General features: G+C 65.7%; 12 protein-coding genes. All 12 read left to right on the forward strand.

Annotated elements, in window-relative coordinates; genetic code table 11:
• The first annotated feature begins 2 nt into the window (after window positions 1-2).
• The 12 genes from CFB46_RS20520 to ltrA all read left to right on the forward strand — a co-directional run bounded on the left by CFB46_RS20520 (window position 3) and on the right by ltrA (window position 22698).
• Window positions 3-1430 (forward strand): TolC family protein, encoded by a 1428-nt coding sequence (locus CFB46_RS20520; RefSeq protein ID WP_089502279.1) that lies wholly within the window; start codon window positions 3-5, stop codon window positions 1428-1430.
• Window positions 1412-2944, forward strand: a complete 1533-nt coding sequence (locus CFB46_RS20525; protein ID WP_089501054.1) for an acyltransferase domain-containing protein — start codon at window positions 1412-1414, stop codon at window positions 2942-2944. Before CFB46_RS20520 ends, CFB46_RS20525 begins: the two co-directional genes overlap by 19 nt.
• Before the next feature lie 74 nt (window positions 2945-3018).
• Complete coding sequence (locus CFB46_RS20530) at window positions 3019-9021, forward strand: SDR family oxidoreductase (protein WP_089501055.1); 6003 nt, start codon at window positions 3019-3021, stop codon at window positions 9019-9021.
• Window positions 9018-12995, forward strand: coding sequence for a cytochrome P450 (locus CFB46_RS20535; protein ID WP_089501056.1), 3978 nt, complete (start codon window positions 9018-9020; stop codon window positions 12993-12995). Before CFB46_RS20530 ends, CFB46_RS20535 begins: the two co-directional genes overlap by 4 nt.
• Window positions 12996-13014: 19 nt before the next feature.
• The gene (locus tag CFB46_RS20540) at window positions 13015-14391 is read left to right on the forward strand and encodes a flavin-containing monooxygenase (RefSeq protein ID WP_089501057.1); all 1377 of its coding nucleotides are present in this window, start codon (window positions 13015-13017) and stop codon (window positions 14389-14391) included.
• The gene (locus CFB46_RS20545; RefSeq protein WP_089501058.1) at window positions 14388-15101 is read left to right on the forward strand and encodes an ABC transporter ATP-binding protein; all 714 of its coding nucleotides are present in this window, start codon (window positions 14388-14390) and stop codon (window positions 15099-15101) included. The genes CFB46_RS20540 and CFB46_RS20545 overlap by 4 nt, the downstream gene beginning before the upstream one ends.
• Complete coding sequence (locus CFB46_RS20550) at window positions 15098-16501, forward strand: ABC transporter permease (RefSeq protein WP_089501059.1); 1404 nt, start codon at window positions 15098-15100, stop codon at window positions 16499-16501. The genes CFB46_RS20545 and CFB46_RS20550 overlap by 4 nt, the downstream gene beginning before the upstream one ends.
• Window positions 16502-16536: 35 nt before the next feature.
• Window positions 16537-17316, forward strand: a complete 780-nt coding sequence (locus CFB46_RS20555) for an outer membrane lipoprotein-sorting protein (RefSeq protein WP_089501060.1) — start codon at window positions 16537-16539, stop codon at window positions 17314-17316.
• Window positions 17317-17318: 2 nt separating this feature from the next.
• Complete coding sequence (locus tag CFB46_RS20560) at window positions 17319-18629, forward strand: hypothetical protein (protein ID WP_373558199.1); 1311 nt, start codon at window positions 17319-17321, stop codon at window positions 18627-18629.
• A gap of 16 nt (window positions 18630-18645) precedes the next feature.
• The gene (locus tag CFB46_RS20565) at window positions 18646-19062 is read left to right on the forward strand and encodes a DUF4345 domain-containing protein (RefSeq protein WP_089501062.1); all 417 of its coding nucleotides are present in this window, start codon (window positions 18646-18648) and stop codon (window positions 19060-19062) included.
• Window positions 19063-19521: 459 nt separating this feature from the next.
• Entirely contained in the window at window positions 19522-20862 is a 1341-nt protein-coding gene (locus tag CFB46_RS20570) for a sigma-54 dependent transcriptional regulator (protein WP_227789653.1), read from the forward strand.
• Window positions 20863-21333: 471 nt separating this feature from the next.
• On the forward strand, window positions 21334-22698 hold the full coding sequence (gene ltrA / locus CFB46_RS20580; protein WP_089501063.1) for a group II intron reverse transcriptase/maturase: 1365 nt from the start codon (window positions 21334-21336) through the stop codon (window positions 22696-22698).
• Window positions 22699-22859: the final 161 nt, after the last annotated feature.

Below are 22859 nucleotides of genomic sequence, written 5' to 3' on the forward strand. Positions count from 1 at the left end.
TCATGCGGAAACCGCCATTAATTCTGACCGCTGTCGCGTTGACGGTGTTCATGGCACCGGCGTGCGCGCAGATGCTGGACATCTATTCGACACGCAGCGAGGTTCCGGCGGAGCCGTCGGCGTCAATGGCGTCCGTAACCGCATGTGGCACAGCGCGGGAGCGTGACAAGCTTCGCGCGCTGACACTGGAAGACGCGATCCTGCTGTCAATCTGCTCGCATCCGCAGTTGCGGCAGACCTGGTCGAACGCGCGCGCTGCGGCGGCCGATGTCGGCGTGTCGAAGGCCGCCTACTGGCCGACGCTGAACGTCACGGCAGGTATCCAGCGCGACAACCTGACGAGCACGTACAGCATCGGTTCGCAAACTCAGAGAAGCACCAGCCGCTACGAGATGATCAACCTGAGCTGGGTGCTGTTCGATTTCGGCGCGCGCGGCGCGAATCTAGACCGCGCGCGCGCATTGCTGCGCGCGGCCAATGCGACCAACGACGATACGCTGCAGAGCGTCTTTTACGACGCGGCGCAGGCGTTCTACCAGATGCGCGACGCACAGGCAGCGGTGGACGCCGCGTACGAGGTCGAACGCGCCGCGCAGGAAAGCTTGGCAGAAGCCACGGCGCGGCATAGCGGTGGCGCAGGCACCCTCGGCGACGCATTGCAGGCGCAGACGACCTATCGCAAGGCATTGCTTGATCGCGTGAGCGCGGAGGGCGACATGCAGGCTGCCGTCGGCTCGCTCGCGACGACGCTCGGGGTCGACGCCGATACGCCTCTGCGCATCGACGACGTGCAACCGATGCCCGACCGAGCCGAATTTACACGCGGCGTGTCCGATCTTATCAGCGAAGCAAAGCGTTCCCATCCGAAACTGATCGCCGCCCGCGAGCGGCTCGAGGCCGCTCGCGATGAGGTTCGCTCGGTGCGCGCGCAGTCGCTGCCGACGATTTCGCTGACGGGCAGCATGGGGCGCAACAACCCGTCTTATCAGCAGCAGGCATCGTTACTGCAATTGCAGAGCAGCCGTAGCAATTCGATAGGCATCCAGATCTCCATTCCGCTGTTCGAAGGTTTCGCCTCCGGCTATCGGATAGCCGGAGCTCAGGCACGGGCCGATGCGAAGGAAGCCGACGTCCGGAACACGGAGCTGCAGGTGTCTCTCGACGTGTGGAAGAGCTACCAGAGTCTGCAGACCGATACCGCAAACCTGGACAACTCGCAGCATTTGCTCGAGACGGCGCTGCATTCGCTCGACATCGCACGCGGACGCTACCGCGCCGGTGTCGGCACATTCACCGATCTGCTGAACGCGCAGTCAGCGCTGGCGGACGCGCGCCGGCAGCGCGTGCTCGCCGTGTCGAAATGGAGAATCGCGAGACTAAAGCTGGCCGAGAGCCTCGGGAGACTGGGATTATGGAACGACGCGGGTTGAACGGCGCCGCACCACATTCGGCCGCTGGTGCGCGCGGCTGCGCGTTCCTGTTTCCCGGGCAGGGCGCGTTTCATGCCGGCGCGCTGCGGCGGCTCGCCGACGAGCACGCGAGCGTGCGCGAGTTGCTCGAAACGCTCGACTCGGTTGCCCTAACGCGTGTCGGCTGCCGGCTGACAGGTCCGCTGTGGCGTGACGGCGCCGATCTCGACACGTGGTTGCAGGACGCCCCCGACCTCCTGCAGTTAGGAATTTATGGTACGTCAGTCGGTCTGTTCGGTGTGCTGCGTGCGCGCGGCATCGTGCCCGACGTACTAGTCGGGCACAGCTTCGGCGAAATTGCCGCGCTCGTATGCGGTGGCATGTATTCGATCGAACAGGGCGCGCAGATCGTCTGCGATCGGATCGCATCGCTGCAGGCCGCGGCGCCACGCGACGGAATGATGGCCGCCGTTTCTGTCGGCGCCGGCGCCACCCGAGAGCTGATCGAAGCAAGCGCGTTCACGCACGGTGTTCGCGACATCTGTGTCGCGGTCGAGAACCATGGGTCCCAGACTGTTGTCTCCGGCCCGTGCGATGGGCTCGCGCGTTTTGTCGAAGCGTGCACGGAGCGGGGCGTCGGCGTGCAAACCCTTCGGTCGCCGTATGGATTCCATCACCCTGCTCTGGACGGCGCGCGAACACTGTTCGCGGCGCGTCTCGCCGGTTACCCCCGGCGTTCGCTCGCGATTTCCGTGCACTCCCCGATCCTGGGTCGCTGTTACAGCGATGCCGACGATGCGGGCGCCCTGCTTGCATCGCACTTTGTGCTGCCGGTGCGGTTCGCTGATGCGATCCGTGCCGCATGCGCGGAGGGCATCGGGTGCTACGTCGAATGTGGCGCGCTCGGCGCTCTCGCCCGGATCGTCGTGCGTGTCGCGGGACCCGGCACGGTCAGGACGTTCGGTGGACCGACGGGTGCCGACGACGCGACCGGCGCCATCGCAGCGATCACCCGTTATTTCAAAGAGGACACCATCATGAAAGATGATATTCGCATCGACAACGCCGGCCAGGGATTCGACGCGTTCTGGAATGCGCGCGGGTCGCACATTGTGGAGTGGCTTAAGGGCGAACTACGTCAGGCGTTCGAGGTCGGGCAGGCGGCGCCCGTCGTCGCGTCACCGGCATTGACGCCGGCGCCTGCACCGAACCTGTCGACCGCGGCAGCGGCGCCACGCGCGCCGCTGCCGGTTGCGCCGGTGCAGCCTGCGATCATTCCGCGCGACCGTCTGTTCACGGAACTCGTAGATCTCTATGCGGAAGCGATGGAGTATCCGGCGGAGGTGTTTACCGAAGAGATCGAACTCGAAGCCGAGCTGGGCATCGATTCGGTTAAGCAGACGGAGATCATCCAGCGCATCACCGCGCGTTACCGCCTGCCGCCGCTGCCGGCCAATTTCCGCAGCGGCGACTTCAGGGCCATGGGCCAGATTGTCGATTTCGTCTACGCGAACCAGGGGAAGGCGCTCGCGTGACGGTAGCGAGCCGTTGAACCGGTCGGCAGGGGCCCCTGTCCGGTCATGACACATTCTCGATAAGCAGGCGATTCATGTCGAACTCCACTATGCGTGGCAAGCTCGTACTTGTGACGGGCGGCGCGAAAAATGTCGGCAAGGCGATCTGCCGGCGATTTGCCGAGCAGGGCGCGCACGTGATCCTGAATTTCTTTCACTCGCTCGAAGCGTCGAAGGAGACCGCTGCGGAGCTGCGCGCGCTCGGCGCGACGGTCGACGTGATTCGCGCATCGGTCGCGCAGCAGGCGCAGGTCGACCGGATGTTTGACGAGATCGAGCAGCGTTTCGGCAGGCTCGACGTGCTCGTCAACAATGCGGCGTCCGGCGCATTGCTCGGTATCGACGAGATCGGCGCCGAGCATTTCGACCGCGCGCTCGACACGAACCTGAAGGGGGCGTTCTGGTGCGCGCGGCGCGCCGCCGCACTGATGGCGCGCTCGGGCGGCGGGGCGATCGTCAACGTATCGTCGGTCGGCGCGACGCTTGTGCCGGCCAACTATCTCGTCGTTGGCACGGCGAAGGCGGCGCTTGAATCGCTCACGCGCTACCTCGCCGTCGAATACGCAGGCAACGGTATTCGCGTGAACGGAGCGTCGTCGACGTTGATCGATGGCGACGTCGCAGCGCAGTTTCCCGATCCGGAAAACACCAAACGCTCGAGCATCGCGGCAACGCCGCTGAAACGGCTCGCGCGCGCCGACGATCTGGCGGATCTCGTAGTGTTCCTCGCGTCGGACTCGGCGCGCTGGATCACCGGGCAAGTCATCGTCGCCGACGGCGGTCTGTCGCTGTGCAGCGAAGGATTGTCACCGCGTGCCGAATGGGCGGCGGGCAGCTCTGTTTCGCCCGCGAACGCGGTAGAGGCGGATGCAGACACGGATTTTGCAAGGCGCGATGCGGCGATGCCCGAAGCGGCTGCCGCACCAGCGGCAGCGGCGCCCGGATCCCGTGACGACACACCTGATGGCGACGACATCGCGGTGGTCGGGATGGGGCTCGCGTTGCCCGGCGCGAGCGATCCCGAGACATTCTGGCGCGCGCTGCTGGACGGTCCGGAACTGTTCAGCGACGTGCCGGCTGATCGTTGGGACTACCGATCGTTTCACTGTGCCGACACGTCGGCGGAAGACAAGAGCTATCAGACACGCTCCGTCTTCATCGAAGGGTTCGAGCCGTGGCCGACGGTGCGCGCGGAGCTCGACGCTGGCACGGCGCCGGCCGAGCTGACCACGCTTTGGCTGCGTCATGCGCTGTGCCAGTCGCTCGATGGCGTGGCGCTGCGCGGTGCCGATCGCGTCGCGTTTCTCGTCGGCTACACGGCAGACGGGAGCCAGCACCTCGAGGAAGGCATGGTGCTGGCTGCCGCGCGAGCGCGATTGAATGCCGTACTGGCCGACACCGGCGTAGAGGCGGCCGAGCGCGAGCGCCGCGTGGCGGCGATCGATGCGGTACTGAGCGCGCGCTATGCTCGTGGCGCAGGCGATCTTGCGTCGTACTTTCCGAACCGCGTTGGCCTGAATGCGATGAAGGGCATCTTGCCAGGCGACGCGCAATGCATGATGGTCGACACCGCATGTTCCTCGTCCCTGTATGCAATCGATCTTGGGATCAAGGCGCTGCTGCTCGACAAGCATGATGTCGTCGCATGTGGCGGCGCATTCGCGCTGGCGCCGCGCGGCTCGATCCTGTTCTCGAAACTGCACGGGCTGTCGCGCAGCGGCGAGGTGAGGCCGCTCGATCGTGACTGCGACGGTGTGCTGTTCGCGGACGGTGCGGGGGTCGTGATTTTGAAGCGCCTGAAGCGCGCCCGTGCGGACGGCGATCGCATCCTCGGCGTGCTGAAATCGTTCGGCTCGTCGTCGGACGGCAAGGGCAAGGCGATCTATGCGCCGAGTTCGGCCGGGCAGAGTATCGCGATTCGTCGCGCCTACGCGCAGACTACCACGGAGCCCGCCGACGTCGACTGGGTCGTCGCGCACGCGACGGGCACGCCGGCCGGCGATCTCGCCGAATTTCAGAGCCTACGCGAGACGATCCGGCGCGACAAGCCAGTACAGGTGACGTCGAATAAGTCGCTAATCGGCCATACCGGCTGGGCGGCAGGCGTCGTGTCGGTGATCCAAGTGCTGCTCGGGCTCCGGCACGGCACGATTCCGCCGCAGCATCGCTTCCGCGAGCCGCCTGCGGATTTCGACCTGGCTAACACGAACCTGCGAATTCCCGTCGCGCCCGTCCCATGGCCGCCGAAGGTGGATGCGCCGCGCGTCGCTGCGATTTCCGGTTTCGGCTTCGGCGGCACCAACGGGCACTTGATCGTTTCCGAATATCGCGACGATCTGCCCGTCGGCGGCGCGAGCGGCCGGTTCCGCCGTGAGCCGCTGGCGATCGTCGGCTGGTCGGCGAAATTCCCTGGCCTCGACGACGATGCGGCGGTCGCCGCGTGGTTGCGCGGCAGCGGTCCCGGACCCGAAGCGAGTTTCGGTATCCGCTATCCGCTGCCGAGCTTCGAGCGCGTGAAGATGCCGCCGGCGGTACTGCGTGCGCTCGATCGCTGCCAACTGATGGCGCTCGACGCCGCGCACGACTTGCGCGAACAGCTGGGCGCGTTCTGGCACTCGCATGCGGAGTCGATCGGGGTGGTGATGGGCCATATGGGACCGACGCGCAACGCGGCGCTTTATGCGAGCCGCTGTTACCTCGACGACGTCTCGACCGCAGTGCGCGGCGCGACGCCGCCGCACGAGCGCGATGCGACTGAGCACCTACTGAATCGATTTCGCGACGCGACGCGGCAACTGGTCGCGCCGACGACTGAAAATTCGTTCCCAGGGATGATGCCAAACGTGATTCCTGCGCGCGTTGCGAACTATTACGACTTGCACGGAATGAACATGACGGTCGATGCGGGCCATGCGTCAACGTTCGCCGCATTCGATGCGGCAGAGCGGTTCCTGTGTAGCGGCGAGCTCGACATGGCGATTGTCGGCGGCATCAACGGCAACGCCGCCGACGAAATTCAGCCCGCGTTCGACCTGCCGCTCGCGGAAGGGCTCGTGATGTTCGCGGTAACGACGCTGCGGCGCGCGAAGGCGGCCGGGCTGTCGGTACTCGCAGTGGTTGGCACCGGTAGCGCTGGTGCGGCCGTCGAGCCGCCCGCGCTGCGCGACGCAGCCGGCCGGACCGTCACGTATGCGGGCGCTGACGCCGCGCTCGACGTGCTCCGCGCCCTCGTCGCACGAGCGCCGGCGACGACGGTCGCGCGCGACAGTGGCGGCGACCGCGCACGATACGCGCTGCACGTCGCGTGCGGGCTGCAGCCAGCAGCGAATGAATCGGCGCGCAAAGCCGCGCATGCGGATGAGTCGGCTGCGCACGTAGCAACCGCCGAACCCGCCCCCGATGTCGTTTTGCGCGGCACCCTGCGTCGCACCGGAATCGCGGCAGACGGCGAGCCGCTCTGTGTCGCACGCTACCGAATCGACTGGATGGATGCGCCATGGCGGCCGGCGCGTCCGGCGACCTCGTTCCTCGTGCCACGCTGCATCGTCGTCACCGACATGCCTGACGTACTGGCCCGGCAGGCCGATCCGGGCTCGGGCTGCGTGGTGCTGTCGACGCGGCCGATCGCCGGGCCCCGCCCCGGCTGGCACTGGATCGAGCGCATCGACGAAGCCGCGCTGGACACATTGCCCGTCGACATCGCCCACGTCCGCGTGCTGACATCGCTGAATGCCGCTGCGCTCGTGCCCGGCGCCGAGGCGCCCGCGTCTCCCGCGCTGCTCGCGGTGCACGACCTGATGTTTCTCGCGATCAAGCACTGCCACGGCGCGCTCAAGCGCGGCGGCACCTTCGCTGCGTTGCTGCTCGATGCGCTGGTCGGCGAGGTCCCGCACCCCGATGCGGGATTGTTTACCGGGCTGGTGAAGGCGCTTGCGATCGAAATGCCGGAGGCACGCCCGGTCGCAGTCCTGACCGATGCGCGAACGCTCGCCGACGCGCTGGTCCAGGCGGAACGTGAGAGCGCCGCGCAGCACTGGCTGCCGGTCGTCGCGCTCGGCGCGGGTCGCCGCCGCACGCCGCGCGTGATTGAGGAGCCGGGCGAACTGCGCGCGGACGAGGGTCTGTCGCTGGGCCCGGACGCCGTCGTTGTAGCGGTCGGGGGCGCGCGTGGCATCACCGGCGAGTTGATGAAGACGCTGGCCGCGCACGTGCGGCCGACGCTGTACCTGCTGGGCAGCAGCGCGCTCGACGCGGTCGACGAAGATATCCTGTGGCTCGACAACGAGGCGTTCGCAAAAAGCCGGCCCGACTATATCCGCGAGCAGAAGGCGCTGCATCCGGAGCAACCGCTGCCGGCGATCATCCGCGCGTTCGAGCGCCGCGCCCAAGCGCGCACGGCCCATCTGAACATCAGAGCGATGCAGGCGTTCTGCGGCGCGCACCGCGTGACTTACGTGCGCGTCGACGTGCTCGACGGCGCCGCCGTGCACGAGGCTATCGACGAAATTCTCGCTAAGGAAGGGCGCGTCGACCTGCTCGTCAACGCAGCCGGCCTGAATCGTTCCGCGTCGGTGCCAGCGAAATCGCTCGAAGATTTCGTCGCGGTACGTGACATCAAGGTGCGCGGCTACTGGAACCTGCGTGCCGCGTTCGGCGCACGGCAGCCGCGGCTGTGGTGCAACTTCGGTTCGTTCATCGGGCTCACCGGGCAGGCTGGGGAAACCGATTACGCGTCGGGCAACGATTTTCTCAACACGCAGGCGTCGTATCACCGGGAGACGCGCGGCGACGACGAATTCACGATCGGCTGGACGTTGTGGCGGTCAGTCGGACTCGGCTCGAATCCCGTCACGCGAGCGTTTCTCGAGAAGAGCGGGCTGTTCACAAGCATGCGTACCGAGGAAGGCCAGCATCATTTCATGCGCGAACTAGGGCTGGAAAGACGCGCGGCGATGTCGGTTCATCTCGGTGACGCCGAGCGGCGTGCGATCGAAACGCATTTGCCCGGCTTTTTCGACGTGAGTCCAGCTGCGCCGGGGGGCGCGGTGCCACGCGAGCAGGATTTCTATCTCGATGCAGAAATTGCCCGCACTGACGACGGCGCGACGTTCGAGCGCGTGTTCGATCTCGAGCGGGACGCGTATCTGCAGCATCATGTCGTCAACGGCTTTGCCACGTTGCCCGGCACGTTCGTGCCCGAAATCGCGGCCGAGGCGGCGCTGCGCGTTGTGCCGGGGCTGAAGATCGTTGGTTTCTCCGACGCGGTGTTCCTGCATTTCCTGCGCGTCTACGATGCGAAACGCGCGAGCACGAAGCGCATTCACGCCACGCTCGTGGCGCGCGACGGCGATACCGCACAAGTGCGCGTACGCATTTCGGGCGACGTTCTGGCGCCGGGTGGCAGGGTGCTCGTGCACGACAAGCCGCACTTCGAGATCACCGTGCACCTCGCGGCAACCTACGCACCGGCGCCGTTGTGGAACGAAGGGTCGGGCGGCGTATTCACGCCGGTGGCGGATCCGTATCACTTCGACGCGGCACCGGTGCGCCTGACCGGCATGTTCGTGTCGACCGCCGACACTGGGATGAACGAAATCGGCAAGCAGGCGTGCTTCAAGCTGAACGTCCCGGACGGTGATCCGGTGTTTTCTCGGTTCGTGGTGCCGAGCATCCTGCTCGACGGGTTGGCCCGCGTCGCCGCGCTCGATCATGTGGCGCGCGACTACATCCCGCTCGCGGCGCCGATGTCGATCGGCCGCATCGACCTGTACGAACCGGGCAACGACGGCGAGCTGTGGCGGCGCCACGGCGAACTTGCGTTGCGCGTGACGCCGCGCGAATTCGTGCTCGAGGGGCCGGGCAGCAGCGGCAACCGGTTCGTCGCGGTGCGCCACGACGGGCGGGTCGTGATGCAAATGTGCGACGTCGCCGGCATCGTGATCGGCTACGTACACCGTGTCACCGGCGCGTTTTTTACGCGCGGCGAAATCGACGCGCGGCTGGCGGCGTGCGCACGCGACGAACAGGTGACAGCATGAGCGCGAAACGTATCGCCCCCGGGCCGCGCGGCACCTTCGTGATGGGCAATCTCGCGGAATACAAACGCAATCCGGTCACGATGCTGCTCAAGCTGCAGCAGCAGTACGGCGACATCGCGCGCAACCGGCTCGGCCCGTTCCTGACGCACGCGCTTGCGCATCCCGAGGGTATTCAGCACGTGCTGCAGGACAACCACCGCAATTATGTGCGCGGACGATTCTACGACAATTTCAAGATGTTCTTCGGTGACGGGCTGCTAACAACCGACGGGGATTTCTGGAAGCGCCACCGGCGGGTGGTTCAGCCGCTGTTTCATCGCAAACAGGTGGAATCGCATGCGTCCGCGGTTGGCTCGGCTGCGGCGGGACTCGTTGAGCGTTGGCTCGCGCGTCCCGGCTCTGCACCGTTCGACGCGGTCGAGGAAATGATGTGCGTGAGCCTGCGCATGCTCGGGAAGATGCTGTTCAACACCGATATCTCGCGGCATGCCGACGACGTCGGGCCGGCCGTACGTTTCGGCATCGAGGCGATGATGCCGCAAGGCAACATGAACGACTTCGTGCCGCGCTGGATGCCGACCCCGTTCAATCGCCGAATCGCGCGTGCCCGCCGCGGGATCGACACGATCGTCGATACGATCGTTGCGGAGCATCGTGCGGGGCGCTGCGCCACGAGCGATGTGATCTCGCTGTTGCTCGGCGCCCGCGACCCGGATACGGGCGCGCCGCTGACCGAGCGCGAAGTGCACGACGAGGTGATGACCGTATTCCTCGCCGGCCACGAAACAACCGGCAGTGGGATGGCGTGGGGGCTGTATGCGCTTGCGCAACATCCCGACGTGCTGCGTCGGCTGCGCGACGAACTCGATGCAGTGCTCGGCGGTCGCGCGCCGGATGTCGAAGATCTCGAGCGCCTGCCGTATCTCGTGCAGACCGTCGACGAGATGCTGCGCGTCTATCCGCCGATCTGGGGCTTCACGCGCGATCTCGTCGACGACGACGAGATCGGCGGTTATCACGTCGCGGCCGGCTCGTCGGTATTCCTATCGCCGTACGTCACGCATCGGCATCCGGAGTTATGGGCAAATCCCGATGCGTTCGACCCCGAGAACTTCGGCGTGCATGCGCCCACTCGGCACAAGTATGCGTATTTCCCGTTCGGCGGTGGGATGCGCAAGTGCATCGGCTACCAGACGGCGCTACTGCAGATGCGTGTGCTGATCGCCGTCGTCGCGCAGCACGTCGATCTGAGCGCTGTGCCGGGGCATCCGCTCGACACCGGTGCGACGATATCGTTGCGGCCGCGCGCCGGCATCCGGCTGATCGCGAAACCGCGCGCGCGCGCGGCGCCGTCTGGCTTGCGGCAGGCAGCAGCGCTACCCGTGTCGCCGCGCTGCCCGGTTGCCGCCGCGCGCGAGCCGCACACGCGCGGCGGCCCGCAGCATGACGGTGCGCCTCCATCCGTGCCAGTGCGCGTGGCCGGTCCGACGCTCGCGGCCGACGTGTCGAACTTCCTGCGGCACGGCTTGAGTGCGCACGACCCGGCACCGCGCGCCGGCGATGCGCCGACGCATCGGTTCACTTGGCGTCCCGTTGAAATCGAATCGCTGCCGGATGCGCCGGCCGCCGAGTTGAGCGGCAAGCGCATCGCGATTGTCAACGGCCGCGGTCGTACGGTCGAGCGTGTGGTGGTGGCGCTAACGCGTGCATGCGCGAAGGTGAGCGTATTCGCGCCGGCGGACGGCGCCGATTGCACGGTGGCCGCGAGCGCGCTCTTCGTGCAGTCGGGGCCGTTCGACGGGATCGTCGACCTCGGCGTCGAAACGGCGTTCTCGCTCGAGGCGGGCGATCAATGGGAAGCGCCGTTGCGTCGCACCGTCGCGCTGCTGCAGGCCTGCTACGGAGACTGGTCGCGGGAAGCGTCGGCGTCGCGCCTGTTCTATTTAGCCGTGACTTGGCTGGACGGCCTGATGGGGTATGGCGACGACACCCCGGTGCAGCCTCTCGGCGGATTATGGGCCGGGCTCGCGAAGACGCTCCCGCAAGAGTTGCCGAATTGCAACGTGCGCGTGCTCGACATCGCGCCGGACGAAGCGGGGCGCGTCGACCGGCTGCTCACACGCGAACTGTATCGCTGGGGGCGCTTCGAGATCGGTCATCGCGGCGGTCGGCGCTACACGCTCGTGGCCGCGCGCGCAGACATGCCGGCCGGCGCAGCCCCTTGCTGGGGGCCCGGCGATGTCGTGCTGTTCTCCGGCGGCGCACGTGGCATCGGCTTCCTGGCCGCCTGCGAGATCGCCAGAAGCCGCCGCTGCACGGTCGTCGTCACTGGCCGTGAGCCGCTGCCGGCCGGTGACGAGCCCTGGCTCGGGCTCGACGCGGCGGGCTTCAAGCGCTACGGGCTCGACCGGCTGCGCAAGGCGACAGCCGAGTGTCCGCCGAAGGTGATCCGCCATATGCTGCAGCAGCTCGAACGCCGTCGCGAGCTGAAAGCGTCGATCGACGCGGCCGCAGCGCTTGGTTTGCCTATCCGTTATCGCGTTTGCGACGTGACCGACGCCGTTGCCGTGCGCGCGCTCTGCGAGGAGCTGGGTGACCGCTTGCGCTGCGTGATCCACAACGCCGGCGTCGACCGGCCGGTACGGCTGACGCGCAAGCGCGCCGATGAGTTCGTCGATACCGTGCGTGTGAAGGTGGCCGGCTTCATGAATCTGTATGCGGCGATCCGCGATCTTCCCGGCGTCGACGGATTTTTCAACGTGGGCTCGCTGACGGGGCGCTGGGGCGGCATGACGGGCGAAACGGATTACGCGGCGGCGAACGAGGCGCTCGCGCGGCTCGGCCTGTGGGCGCGGCGCGACACGGGCGATCGCGTCGTGAAGACGCTCGCATGGCCGACGTGGGACGGCATCGGCATGATCACCAACCTCGCGGTCACGCGGCGTTATGTCACACCGATGCGTATCGGCGACGGCGTGCGGCACTGGCTGACGGAGCTCGCGTCCGCCGACAGCGGCGAAGTGATGTACATGGGCGCGGTTGGTCGTGCGTTGACGCCGGTGCAGATCCGCGGGTTCGGCCCGGTTGACGGCTTGGCGAATCTGCGCGAACTGGCCACGCGCCTGCATCACGCCGGCGAGCCGCGGGCATTCCTGCCATTCGCGCACTTCTCGACGCGCTTCCGCGCCGTGGGCGCACCCTACGCGCGCGCGTTCAGCTTCGGTGGCCGGACGGCCGCTCCCGCTTCGCTGTTGCTCGAGCATGCACGCGTCGTGGCCGACTGGGTCGCGCCGCCGGATGGCGAGCACGTGTGTCTGCACGACGTCATCGACGTGTCGATCCGGCTCGATGCATTGGCCGATGTGCTCGATGCGCACGGCGAACTGACGCTCGACACCGACGCGTCCGGCCAGATCGGCGACGGCGCCTGGCACGTTGCGGTACGTTGCGCGACGCGCGACGGCCGTACGGTGCTCGACGCGACCTTCGTGTACCGGAACAGGTCGCCTGCCTCGGTGTCCGTTGCGCCGCCGCACGAGCCGCACGAGCCGCACGAGCCGCACGGCGAACCAGTGCGGCTGGTCGGGTTCGCGAACTGGCGCGCGGATTTGCTGCCGCCGGCCCGATGGCACGGCCGACATGCATGGGTATTGGCGGCCGATCCGGACACGCTATGGCGTACGCCGGGTACCGGCGACGCGCCGAGTCCGGCGCTGTGGCTGCCGGTCAACCATTTGGAAAACGTGTTGCGGATGTTGTTAGCCGCATGGACGGGAGATGACGAACTGCCGTGCGTCTGGCATATCGAACGGTTATCGCTCGGCGCGGCGAGCGCGGAACATGCAGCGCTGCTGCTGCGCGACTCAGACGGCCGCTTCGCGATCACCGATCGCACCGGCGCACTGGTAGGCCGCATGCACGGCACGCGACTTGCCAGCGCTGCCAAATTGCGTGCCGCGACGGCAGCCGCCTGAACGGAACAAGGAGGGTCATATGACGGAGCGCAACGATAGCGCAAGGTACTGCATCATCGGCGCGGGCGCGGCCGGCATCACTGCGGCGAAGAACCTTCTCGAGGCCGGGATCGGGGTCGACGTGATCGAACGCGAGGACGACGTCGGCGGCAACTGGTATTACGGCCGGCCGAGTGGAGCGGTCTATCGATCGATCCACATGATCAGCTCGAAGCGGTTTTCCGAATACACCGACTTCCCGATACCGGACGACTTCCCGACCTATGCGCGCGGCGACCAGGCGCTCGCGTATCTGCGCGCGTATGCACGCCGCTTTGGCGTGTACGAGTTGATCGAGTTCGGCCGCTCAGTGGTCGAGATCGAGCCTGTACCAGGCAGTACGCAATGGCGGGTCGAGCTCGATCGCGGCGAAGTGCGGCGCTATCGAGGCGTGATCGTCTGCAACGGGCATTTGTCGCACCCTCAGCTTCCCGACTATCCCGGCCGGTTCGACGGGCTGCTGCTGCATTCGTCGCAGTACCGCACGCCCGAGATATTTCGCGACAAGCACGTGCTGGTGATCGGCGCCGGCAATTCCGGCTGCGACATCGCGGTCGAGGCGTCGCATCATGCGCGCGCTGTGTTCCACAGTACGCGCCGCGGCTACTACTACTGGCCGAAGTTCCTGTTCGGGATTCCGGCCGACCAGTGGGCCGAATGGCCATTGCGGCTCCGTATGCCGCTGTGGGCGCGCCGCTTCTTCGGCGCACGGTTGCTGCGCCTGACGACGGCCGGGCAGCCGGAAGAGTACGGGCTGCGCAAGCCGGATCACAAGCTGTTCGAGTCGCATTTCATCATCAACTCGACGCTGTTCTACCACCTCGGCCACGGCGACCTGGCCGCTCGGCCCGATGTGCGCGAGCTGAAGGGCGATCGCGTCGCATTCGCCGACGGCAGCGAGGAGCCGGTCGACGTGATTGTGTATGCGACCGGCTACCAGCCGAGCTTCCCGTTCATCGATCAGGCGCATCTGCAATGGCACAAACAGCAGCCGAGGCTGTATCTGAACATGTTCGACGCGGCGCATCCGGACCTGTTCTTTATCGGCCTGTTCCAGACGTCGACTGGCAATTGGCCGCTGATGGATTATCAGGCGCAGCTGCTCGCGCGCTACCTGCGTGCGCGCGAAGACGCGCCGCGCCAAGCGGCGCGCGTCGACCGGTTGATCCGGCGCGGTCGATCCGACTGGAGCGGTGGTATCGCATTCCACCGGACGCCGCGGCACGTGATCGAGGTCGAGCACTTCGCCTACCGGTTGCGCCTCAAGCGGCTGATGCGCGCGCTGCCCGCCACAACTGGAAGCGCTCGTGCGTCGCGCTCCGCCGCGGGTGCGGTGCGGACCGGAGGTGCATTATGACCCTCGTGCGTATGGAGCATCTCTCAAGGACCTATTTGCTGGACAGCGTTCGCGTGACGGCCCTTGCCGACGTGTCGGCGACGCTCGAGGCCGGGCGTTTCATCGTATTGAGCGGCCCCTCGGGCAGCGGCAAGACGACGCTGCTGAACATTATCGGTTGCATCGACCGATCCGACAGCGGGCGCGTGATGGTCGCCGGCGAGGACACGGCGTCGCTGTCCGACAACGAGCTGTCCGATTTCCGCGCGTGCCGCATCGGCCACGTGTTCCAGACTTTTAACCTGCTGCCGGTGCTGTCCGCATACGAAAACGTCGAATACCCGTTGCTAATGGCAGGCTGGGCGGCGGCACGCCGCGCGGCGCGGGTGCGCGACCTGCTCGACGCCGTCGGGCTCGGCGACAAGGCCGCGAACTGGCCTAGGCAGCTGTCGGGCGGCCAGCGCCAGCGTGTGGCGATCGCCCGGGCGCTGGCCGCAGAGCCCGCGCTGGTTCTCGCTGACGAGCCCACCGCGAACCTCGACAGTGTGACTGGCCACGCGATCATCGCGCTAATGCGTACGATCCAGCGCGAGCGGGACGTGTCGTTCATTGTGTCGTCGCACGATCCGGACGTGGTGCACGCGGCCGACGAGGTCGTGCGGATTCTCGATGGCCGCGTCGTCGGTCACGAACGGGCAGACGACGCGACGGCTGCGGAGGGGCACCGATGAACCATACGCTGATGCTCGCGCTGCGCAATCTGCAGCGCAACCGCCGGCGGTCGGTCACCACGCTGCTCGCGATGATCGTCGGAGTCAGCGCGATCCTGTTGTTCGGCGGATTCAGCCGCGACATCACGCTCGGCCTGCAGACCGACTTCGTGCAGCGCAGCGGCCATCTGCAGATCCAGCGGCGGGGCTATTTCCTGTACGGCACCGGCAATCCGGCGGCGTACGGGATTCGCGGCTACCAGACGCTCATTGACACGCTGCGACGCGACCCGCAGCTTGCGCCGCTGATCGCGGTCGTCACGCCGACGTTGCAGTTCGGCGGCATCGCCGGCAATTTCGATGCTGGCGTGTCGCGCACCGTCATGGGAACCGGCTTTGTTCCCGACGACCAGTACCGGATGCGGCAGTGGAACGCGTACGCGTTTCCAATCCCGGCGAGCCGGTTCGCGTTGCGCGATACGGCGGACGATGCCGCGGTGATCGGGCTGGGCGTCGCACGCGTGCTGCACTTGTGCGGGCCGCTGCGCGTGGCCGATTGCCGCAATGCGCCGGCCGCGCCCGATGCACCCGGCAGCGGCGGCGCGAGTGCGCCGGCCGACGTCGTCGCGCTTGCGCGGGGTGAAGCAACGCATAGGTCGGCCGCCGCAAGCGCGACCCACATCGAGGTGTTGACTGCCAGCGCGGGCGGTGCGCCGAACGTTGGCCGCTTTACGGTCGTGCAGGCCGAGCAGCAGGGCGTGAAGGAGCTCGACGACGTGCATCTTGCGGTGCGTCTGCCGCAGGCTCAGCGGCTCGTCTACGGCGGCGCCGAGCCGCGCGCGACGGCCGTCGAGATCCAGCTGGCGCGCACGTCGGACATGCCGGCGGCACGGGCGCGCATCGCCGGCCTGCTGCGCGGCGGTTTTGATGGCCAGCCGCTGGATGTCGTCGATTTCGCGACGCTGAACCCGTTCTACGACCAGACCAACCGGATGTTCGCAGTGATCTTCGGGTTCGTATTCGTGTTGATCAGCGCGATCGTGCTGTTCGTGATCAGCAACACGATGAGTGCCGCGATCATCGAGCGCACAGTCGAGATTGGCACGCTGCGTGCGATGGGCATGCGGCGCGGCGGCATCCAGGCGCTGTTCGTGTGCGAGGGTGCGCTGCTCGGTATCGTCGGCGCGTCGCTCGGCGTGCTGGTCGCGCTGGCGATCGCAGCGGTGGTCAATCACAGCGGGCTCGCATGGACGCCGCCAGCCCGGATCGACGCGGTCGCGTTGACCGTGCGCGTATGGGGCGAGTGGCGCAGCATCGCCGTAACCTTTGTCGGGCTAGCGTGCGTGGCCGGCCTGTCCGCGTGGCTACCGGCGCGTCACGCCGCACGGTTGTCGGTCGTCGATGCACTTCGTCACGTGTGATGTCGCTTCGTTCATTTCATTTCAGGAGAGCCTACGTGCGTCGTTTGTTTGTTTCATGCCGTCTTGGTCTTGCGCTTCTGTCCGGTGCAGCACTCGCGCAGCCGGCAACTGATCCGCAGAAACTGCTCGCGGCGAGCGATGCGGTCCGCGCGCCGGAGAAATCCTTCATGCTGACCGCGACGCTGGTCGAGTATCGGTCCGGCAAACAGATAGACAGCAATACGTTGTCGATCTATTCGAAACCCGACGCGCCTGGCGGCTCATTCCGCACATTGGTGCGGTTCGTTGCGCCGGCGCGCGACACCGGCAAGCTGATGCTGAAGAACGGCAACGACCTTTGGTTCTACGACCCCGCGAACCAAGCGAGCGTGCGCGTCTCGCCTGACCAGCGACTGCTCGGACAGGCCGCGAACGGCGACGTCGTTACCGTCAATCTCGCGCACGACTACACGGCGGAGATGAAGGGCGCGGAGGACATCGCCGACGGTGACCGGCAGACGCGCCGCGCGTACCGACTGTCGTTAACCGGCCGGGACGAAGGGCTGACCTATGCTCGGATCGAGATCTGGATCGACGCGGCGAACAGCCGGCCGCTGAAGGCGCGTTTCTATTCGGCAAGCGACCGTCTACTGAAGACCGCGTTCTATCGCCGCTATACATTGCAGCTCGGCGTGGAGCGGCCCACAGAAACCGTCATCATTGATGGGCTCGATAGCAATTGGGTCACAGTCATGCGATTTTCCGACTATGCGTGGCGCGACATTCCCGATGCGTGGCTGCAGCGCGATTACCTGTCCCGCTTCCAAGCGCAATGACGATGGGGCGCCGATACGGCGCGGTGGCGGTCGTGGTCGCACTGCTGCCTGCGCTTGCAAGCGCGGAGGGCCATGGCGGCGAGGGCGCGGCCAATGCGGCGGAAGCGGCGGATGCGGCCGATACCGCGGCGCTCGATCTCGCCGATCGTTCCGCACCACCGCAAACTGCGAGCGACAAGCCGTGGAAGTTCGACGTGCAGGACGCGGTACGCATGAGCCGCTATGGTGCTGGCGACGACGCCGGCCGCAACCAGCTGTCGATTGAGTTCGAGTACGGGCAGTGGCTCACACCGTCGTTCGCCGCGCACTTCTCGATGCGCATCGACCGTTTCGATTCGTTGTGGACATCGAGTACTTCCGCACGCAACGTGACGCTGGTGAAGGAAGCGTACGCGAGCTGGCGCGCGTCGCCGGCATTCCTCGTCGACGTGGGGCGCCTCAACGCGCGGCTCGGCGCCGCGATTGGCTACAACCCGACCGATTTCTTCCGGGCCGGCGCGGTCAGCCTCGACGTGCCTCCCGATCCGGACAGCCGGCATGCGAACAGGCTCGGCACTGTCGGGCTGCGTGCGCAACAGGTGTGGGCATCCGGTTCGCTTGCGCTGCTGCTGTCTCCGCGGCTCGCGAGCCGCAGCGTGCCGGGCGACTCGACGGCGGGGTCGGACCTGCAGCGTACCAACGGCGTCGACCGCTGGATGCTAGTCGTCAGCCAGCGGCTGAATCCGGCGATCCAGCCGCAGTGGGTCGCGTACGGCGAAAGCGGGCGGGCGCCGCAGTTCGGGCAGAATCTCAGCCTACTGCTCGGCAATGCGGTCGTCGCGTATATAGAGTGGACAGGTGGTTACCGACCGTCGCTGGTTGCGCGCGCAACCGGCGATACCGATCGCGCGTTTCGGGCGAGTTCATCGGTCGGCGCGACCTGGTCGCTGCCGATCGACTTGTCGTTGACCGCAGAATTCCAGAGCAACGGCGCCGGCGCGAATGCGCCGCGATGGCGTGCGCTGCGGGGCGCCAACTTGAACGCATGGAGCGAGGCTGTGCGAACGTCGGTCGCGGCGCAGGAATTGCAGACGCGGCACGGATGGTTCCTGATGGCTGCGTGGCACAACGTGGGCGTGCGGCGTCTCGACCTGACGGGGTTCGTCCAGGCCGACCTCGGCGGTGGCCGGCAGTACTGGATTGAGTTGCGTCGCCGTTTCGACAGGTTCGACGTTGCGTTGCAATGGCTGAAGCAGGGTGGTCCGTCGTGGAGCCGCTTCGGCGCGATGCCCGAGTCGAGCAGCATCCAGGTGCTCGGCATTTTTTATCGATAATTCGAGGAAAGTCCGAATGAGCAAACGCGCCCTCCAGGCCGCTACGGCCGTACTTGCACTGGTCCCGTCGATCACCGGCGTGTTCGGCATGATGGGTATCTCCGATCCGCTATATGCGTCACTCGGCATCGCGCTGCCGGCGAATGCTACGCTCGACGGCAATTTGCGCTTCTATGCCGGCGTGTGGCTCGGTCTCGGCCTCGCGGCGTTTTCGGTGATTCCCCGCATCGAGCTCGAAGGTCGCCTGTTTGCGACGCTGTGGACGATGATTTTCATCGGCGGCATCGGACGGCTGGTTTCCGTCGCGGCGCTCGGGGTGCCTTGGCTGCCGTTCGTTGGCTTCACGGTGCTGGAGGTCGTCGGAGCGCCGCTGTTTATCGCGTGGCAGCGACGGGTCGCTGCCGCTGCTACGCGGAAGACGGCGAACGCATGACGCACGTGAAGGCGAGCGGGCAGTTCACGCCTCGGTGTTCGCGCCGCGCGGCGAATGAACCGGCTCCGGGATACCACGCAGGGCGCGCTGCGACGACCGCCGGCCCGCAGCGACGCGAGACCACGGTGTTGCGCGCAGAAGTAACTATTCGTCATTTTCGACGATTTTTGCATTCGACCCTTTAAATCATAACTCATATACCATTTAACGATTGTTTACGCATATCTCAGTCGCGGGCGGGTAAATTGCGTTCACTGGTCCAGCCATTGGACCGGTGACTCAGCGCAGGATGTCGGCCGTCGCCGAATTAGCGTTTGCGATTCATCGCTGGCGGCTGTTGGGTATGTGGTTGAGGTAATTTGTAATCGCGGGCGGGCATTTGGAAATTTTGTCGCGGCGCGATCGACGTTGCAGGATGGGCGCGGCGATGAAAACGGAAAGATCGGGATGCAGAACATAATGTCGAATACCGAAAGACGCCGAAGATTGGTGTACTGGACCAATTACCCGGAAACCGTGCTGATCGACGGATTTTCTAGACGCGGCTGGAGCGTATCGATCGCCCGTGACGGCGACCTCGGCGTGTCCACGAATAACGCTGTAAGAGGGGGTGTACTGGATCTGGGCGGGCGGGACATCCATGAGCTTGAAGCTACGTATTTGAAATGTGCTGCATGGCGAAACGTGGCGTGGGTCGCATTGATCGACAAGCATCAGTCAGAGATGGAAATCGTCCGGGACATAATCAGAAATTACTGTTTCGATTACATCAGTTTGCCGATGCAGGCCGGCAGGATCGTCGACGCGGTAGGGCACGCGTACGGGATGGAAAGTCTGCTCGCCGCCAATCAGCCGATTCGGTTCGCGTCGAAGTTAGGGATGATCGGCGAAAGCGACGTGATGTTGAAACTGTACGAAAAACTGCGTCGCGTGGCCCGTACGGACGCACCAGTACACATTTTCGGCGAGACCGGCACGGGCAAGGAGCTGTCCGCAGCTGCGATTCATCAAAATTCCGCACGATCGTCGGGGCCGCTCGTTGCTTTGAACTGCGGAGCGATACCGTCGCATTTGCTTCAGTCCGAATTGTTCGGTTACGAGCGGGGCGCATTTACCGGTGCCAGTGCGCGGAAAAAGGGCTATATCGAGTCTGCAAATGGCGGCACGCTACTGCTGGACGAGATCGGCGATCTACCGTTGGAAAGCCAGGCCAGCTTGCTTCGTTTTCTACAGGAAGGAACGATCTTCCGTCTGGGCAGCTCAGTCCCTGTGCAGGTTGACGTCCGGATCATTACCGCCACACACGTCGATCTCCACAGGGCGTCGCTCGAAGGGCGGTTTCGTGCCGATCTCTATCATCGCCTGTGCGTTCTTCGGGTCGATCAACCGCCGTTGCGAGCGCGCGGCAAGGATATCGAGCGCCTCGCGCGTCATGCGATAGAACAATTTAAAGGCGACTGCCACGGACGGGTCTGCGGGCTGTCGGCGGATGCGATCGCGGCACTGCATCGCTACGAATGGCCCGGCAACGTACGCGAGTTGATCAATCGCATTCGGCGTGCGCTCGTCATGACGAATCGCCGCTTTATCACCGCGCAGGATCTCGAGATCGAGACTCGTGTCGATCTGAACGTGAAAAAACCAGTCTCCGAAATTCACGAATCGATAATGCGGCACGTCATCAAGAACGGGCTGCTCGACAATCGCGGGTGTGTGGCGCGCACGGCGCGCGAGTTGGGTATGTCGCGCGCGACGCTTTATCGATGGATGAAGTTGTACAACATAGAGCGTGTGGCATGAACTGCGGCCGGGGCAGTTTGCGACGCCCGCGTCCCGACGCAGGGGACGCGATGACGCGCCCCTTTTTTTTGGTGCGCCCAGCATGGGTGCACTCCTGCGGGTGCAAGTCCCGCCATAAGCTGGTCACGGCGAATGAAGTGAAGCGCAACTGCGTGAGGGCGACCGAGCGTGGGGAGGAAGCGTGGAGCGTAAATCGCGAGCCGATGAACAAGAACTGCATAGAAGGCGCTGCTGAGCAGGGCGAGCGGGCCAGAAACCGCGAAGCTCTCGTGATCAAGGCGAAGCAGTGTAGATGCGGCGGTTGTGCGATGAAGGAGTGCGTTCTTACCTGGGGAGGCCTCGCCTCATGCCTGAACGGGCAACGGCGTCGAGCCGGAGCGAGGAGTCAGCAGAGGTCGTAGTAGCCGCAGGATAGGCCGGGAAGGCCGAGGCTAGTGGCGAAGGACCAAACGAGGAGGAGTGTTCAACGACATGCCGACGCAACAGGCAAGGCGTCAGATGCCCGGGCGAGCGGGGCGAGCGGTGGCAGCGCGCGGTGAAGCTGTGCGTGAAGCCGTGAGCGACGAAGCCTGCGGCTCGCGGCATGAGACGAGGAGCACAGGGTCGGCGTTGCTGGAAGCGGCGCTGACGAGAGAGAACCTGCGGCAGGCGTTCAAACGGGTGCGGGCCAACAAGGGTGCGTCGGGCGTTGACGGGCTGGACATTGACCAGACCGCGCGGCATCTGGTGACAGCTTGGCCGGCAATACGTGAGCAACTGCTGCGGGGGGCGTACCGGCCCATGCCGGTACGGCGGGTGGCGATCCCGAAGCCGGATGGAGGTGAGCGTGAGCTTGGCATCCCGACGGTGACGGATCGCCTGATCCAACAAGCGTTGCTGCAAGTGCTACAACCGATTCTAGACCCCACGTTTAGCGAGCACAGCTACGGCTTCCGACCGGGGCGGCGTGCGCACGATGCGGTGTTAGCCGCGCAGTCGTACGTACAATCGGGCCGGCGGATCGTGGTGGACGTCGACCTGGAAAGATTCTTTGACCGTGTCAATCACGACATACTCATTGACCGCTTGCAGAAGCGCATCGGGGACGCTGGTGTCATCCGGCTGATCCGGGCGTACCTGAACGCGGGTGTGATGAGCGATGGCGTGGTGCAGGGGCGGGACGAGGGTACGCCGCAAGGCGGACCACTCTCACCGCTGCTGGCGAACGTGCTGCTCGATGAAGTGGACAAGGATCTGGAGCGACGGGGTCATTGCTTCGTGCGCTACGCCGACGATGCGAACGTGTACGTTCGCTCTCGCCGTGCGGGCGAACGGGTAATGGCGCTGTTGCGGCGGCAGTACGGGCGGCTATGCCTGAAGATCAATGAAGCCAAAAGCGCAGTGGCAAGCGTGTTTGGGCGCAAGTTCCTGGGCTACAGCTTCTGGGTAGCCGCAGGCCGTGTGGTCAAGCGCAAGGTGGCAGACAAACCGTTGGCCACGTTCCGGCAACGCGTGCGGGAACTGACGCGTCGAGGTGGGAGCAGCCTGCAACAAGTGGTGGAGAGGCTGAGGCCCTACCTGCTGGGCTGGAAGGGCTACTTCCGTTTGGCGCAGACGCCGGGCGTGATGCGGGACCTGGACGAATGGTTGCGCCATCGCCTGCGCGCGCTCCAACTAAAGCACTGGAAGCGCGGCACGGCCATGTACCGTGAACTGCGCGCACTCGGCGCAGCGCATGATGCTGCGCGCCAAGTGGCGGCCAACAGCCGTCGCTGGTGGCGCAACAGCGGGCAGTTGCTCAACGGCGTGCTGCCCATCGCATGGTTTGACCGTCTGGGCCCGCCCCGTCTCTCCTGACCTCAACTCCTCGAACCGCCCGGTGCGGACCCGCATGCCGGGTGGTGTGGCAGGGGCGAAGCCTGCTGGCTTCCCCCTATGCCGATCAGGAACAAAGGGTGCTTTCGGCAGAGTGGACCCGCCAGCCTTTCGTAGACATCTTCGAGCCATAATTTATGGCA

It is taken from the genome of Burkholderia sp. HI2761 (assembly GCF_002223355.1).
Lineage (GTDB): Bacteria > Pseudomonadota > Gammaproteobacteria > Burkholderiales > Burkholderiaceae > Burkholderia.

Bases quoted from the DNA above. Each gene is read 5' to 3' on its own strand.
- CFB46_RS20550 (WP_089501059.1), top strand. From the start codon at position 15,098: ATGAACCATACGCTGATGCTCGCGCTGCGCAATCTGCAGCGCAACCGC.
- CFB46_RS20570 (WP_227789653.1), top strand. From the start codon at position 19,522: ATGTCGAATACCGAAAGACGCCGAAGATTGGTGTACTGGACCAATTAC.
- CFB46_RS20540 (WP_089501057.1), top strand. From the start codon at position 13,015: ATGACGGAGCGCAACGATAGCGCAAGGTACTGCATCATCGGCGCGGGC.
- CFB46_RS20545 (WP_089501058.1), top strand. From the start codon at position 14,388: ATGACCCTCGTGCGTATGGAGCATCTCTCAAGGACCTATTTGCTGGAC.
- CFB46_RS20520 (WP_089502279.1), top strand. From the start codon at position 3: ATGCGGAAACCGCCATTAATTCTGACCGCTGTCGCGTTGACGGTGTTC.
- CFB46_RS20535 (WP_089501056.1), top strand. From the start codon at position 9,018: ATGAGCGCGAAACGTATCGCCCCCGGGCCGCGCGGCACCTTCGTGATG.
- ltrA (WP_089501063.1), top strand. From the start codon at position 21,334: ATGCCGACGCAACAGGCAAGGCGTCAGATGCCCGGGCGAGCGGGGCGA.
- CFB46_RS20530 (WP_089501055.1), top strand. From the start codon at position 3,019: ATGTCGAACTCCACTATGCGTGGCAAGCTCGTACTTGTGACGGGCGGC.
- CFB46_RS20560 (WP_373558199.1), top strand. From the start codon at position 17,319: ATGGGGCGCCGATACGGCGCGGTGGCGGTCGTGGTCGCACTGCTGCCT.
- CFB46_RS20565 (WP_089501062.1), top strand. From the start codon at position 18,646: ATGAGCAAACGCGCCCTCCAGGCCGCTACGGCCGTACTTGCACTGGTC.
- CFB46_RS20525 (WP_089501054.1), top strand. From the start codon at position 1,412: ATGGAACGACGCGGGTTGAACGGCGCCGCACCACATTCGGCCGCTGGT.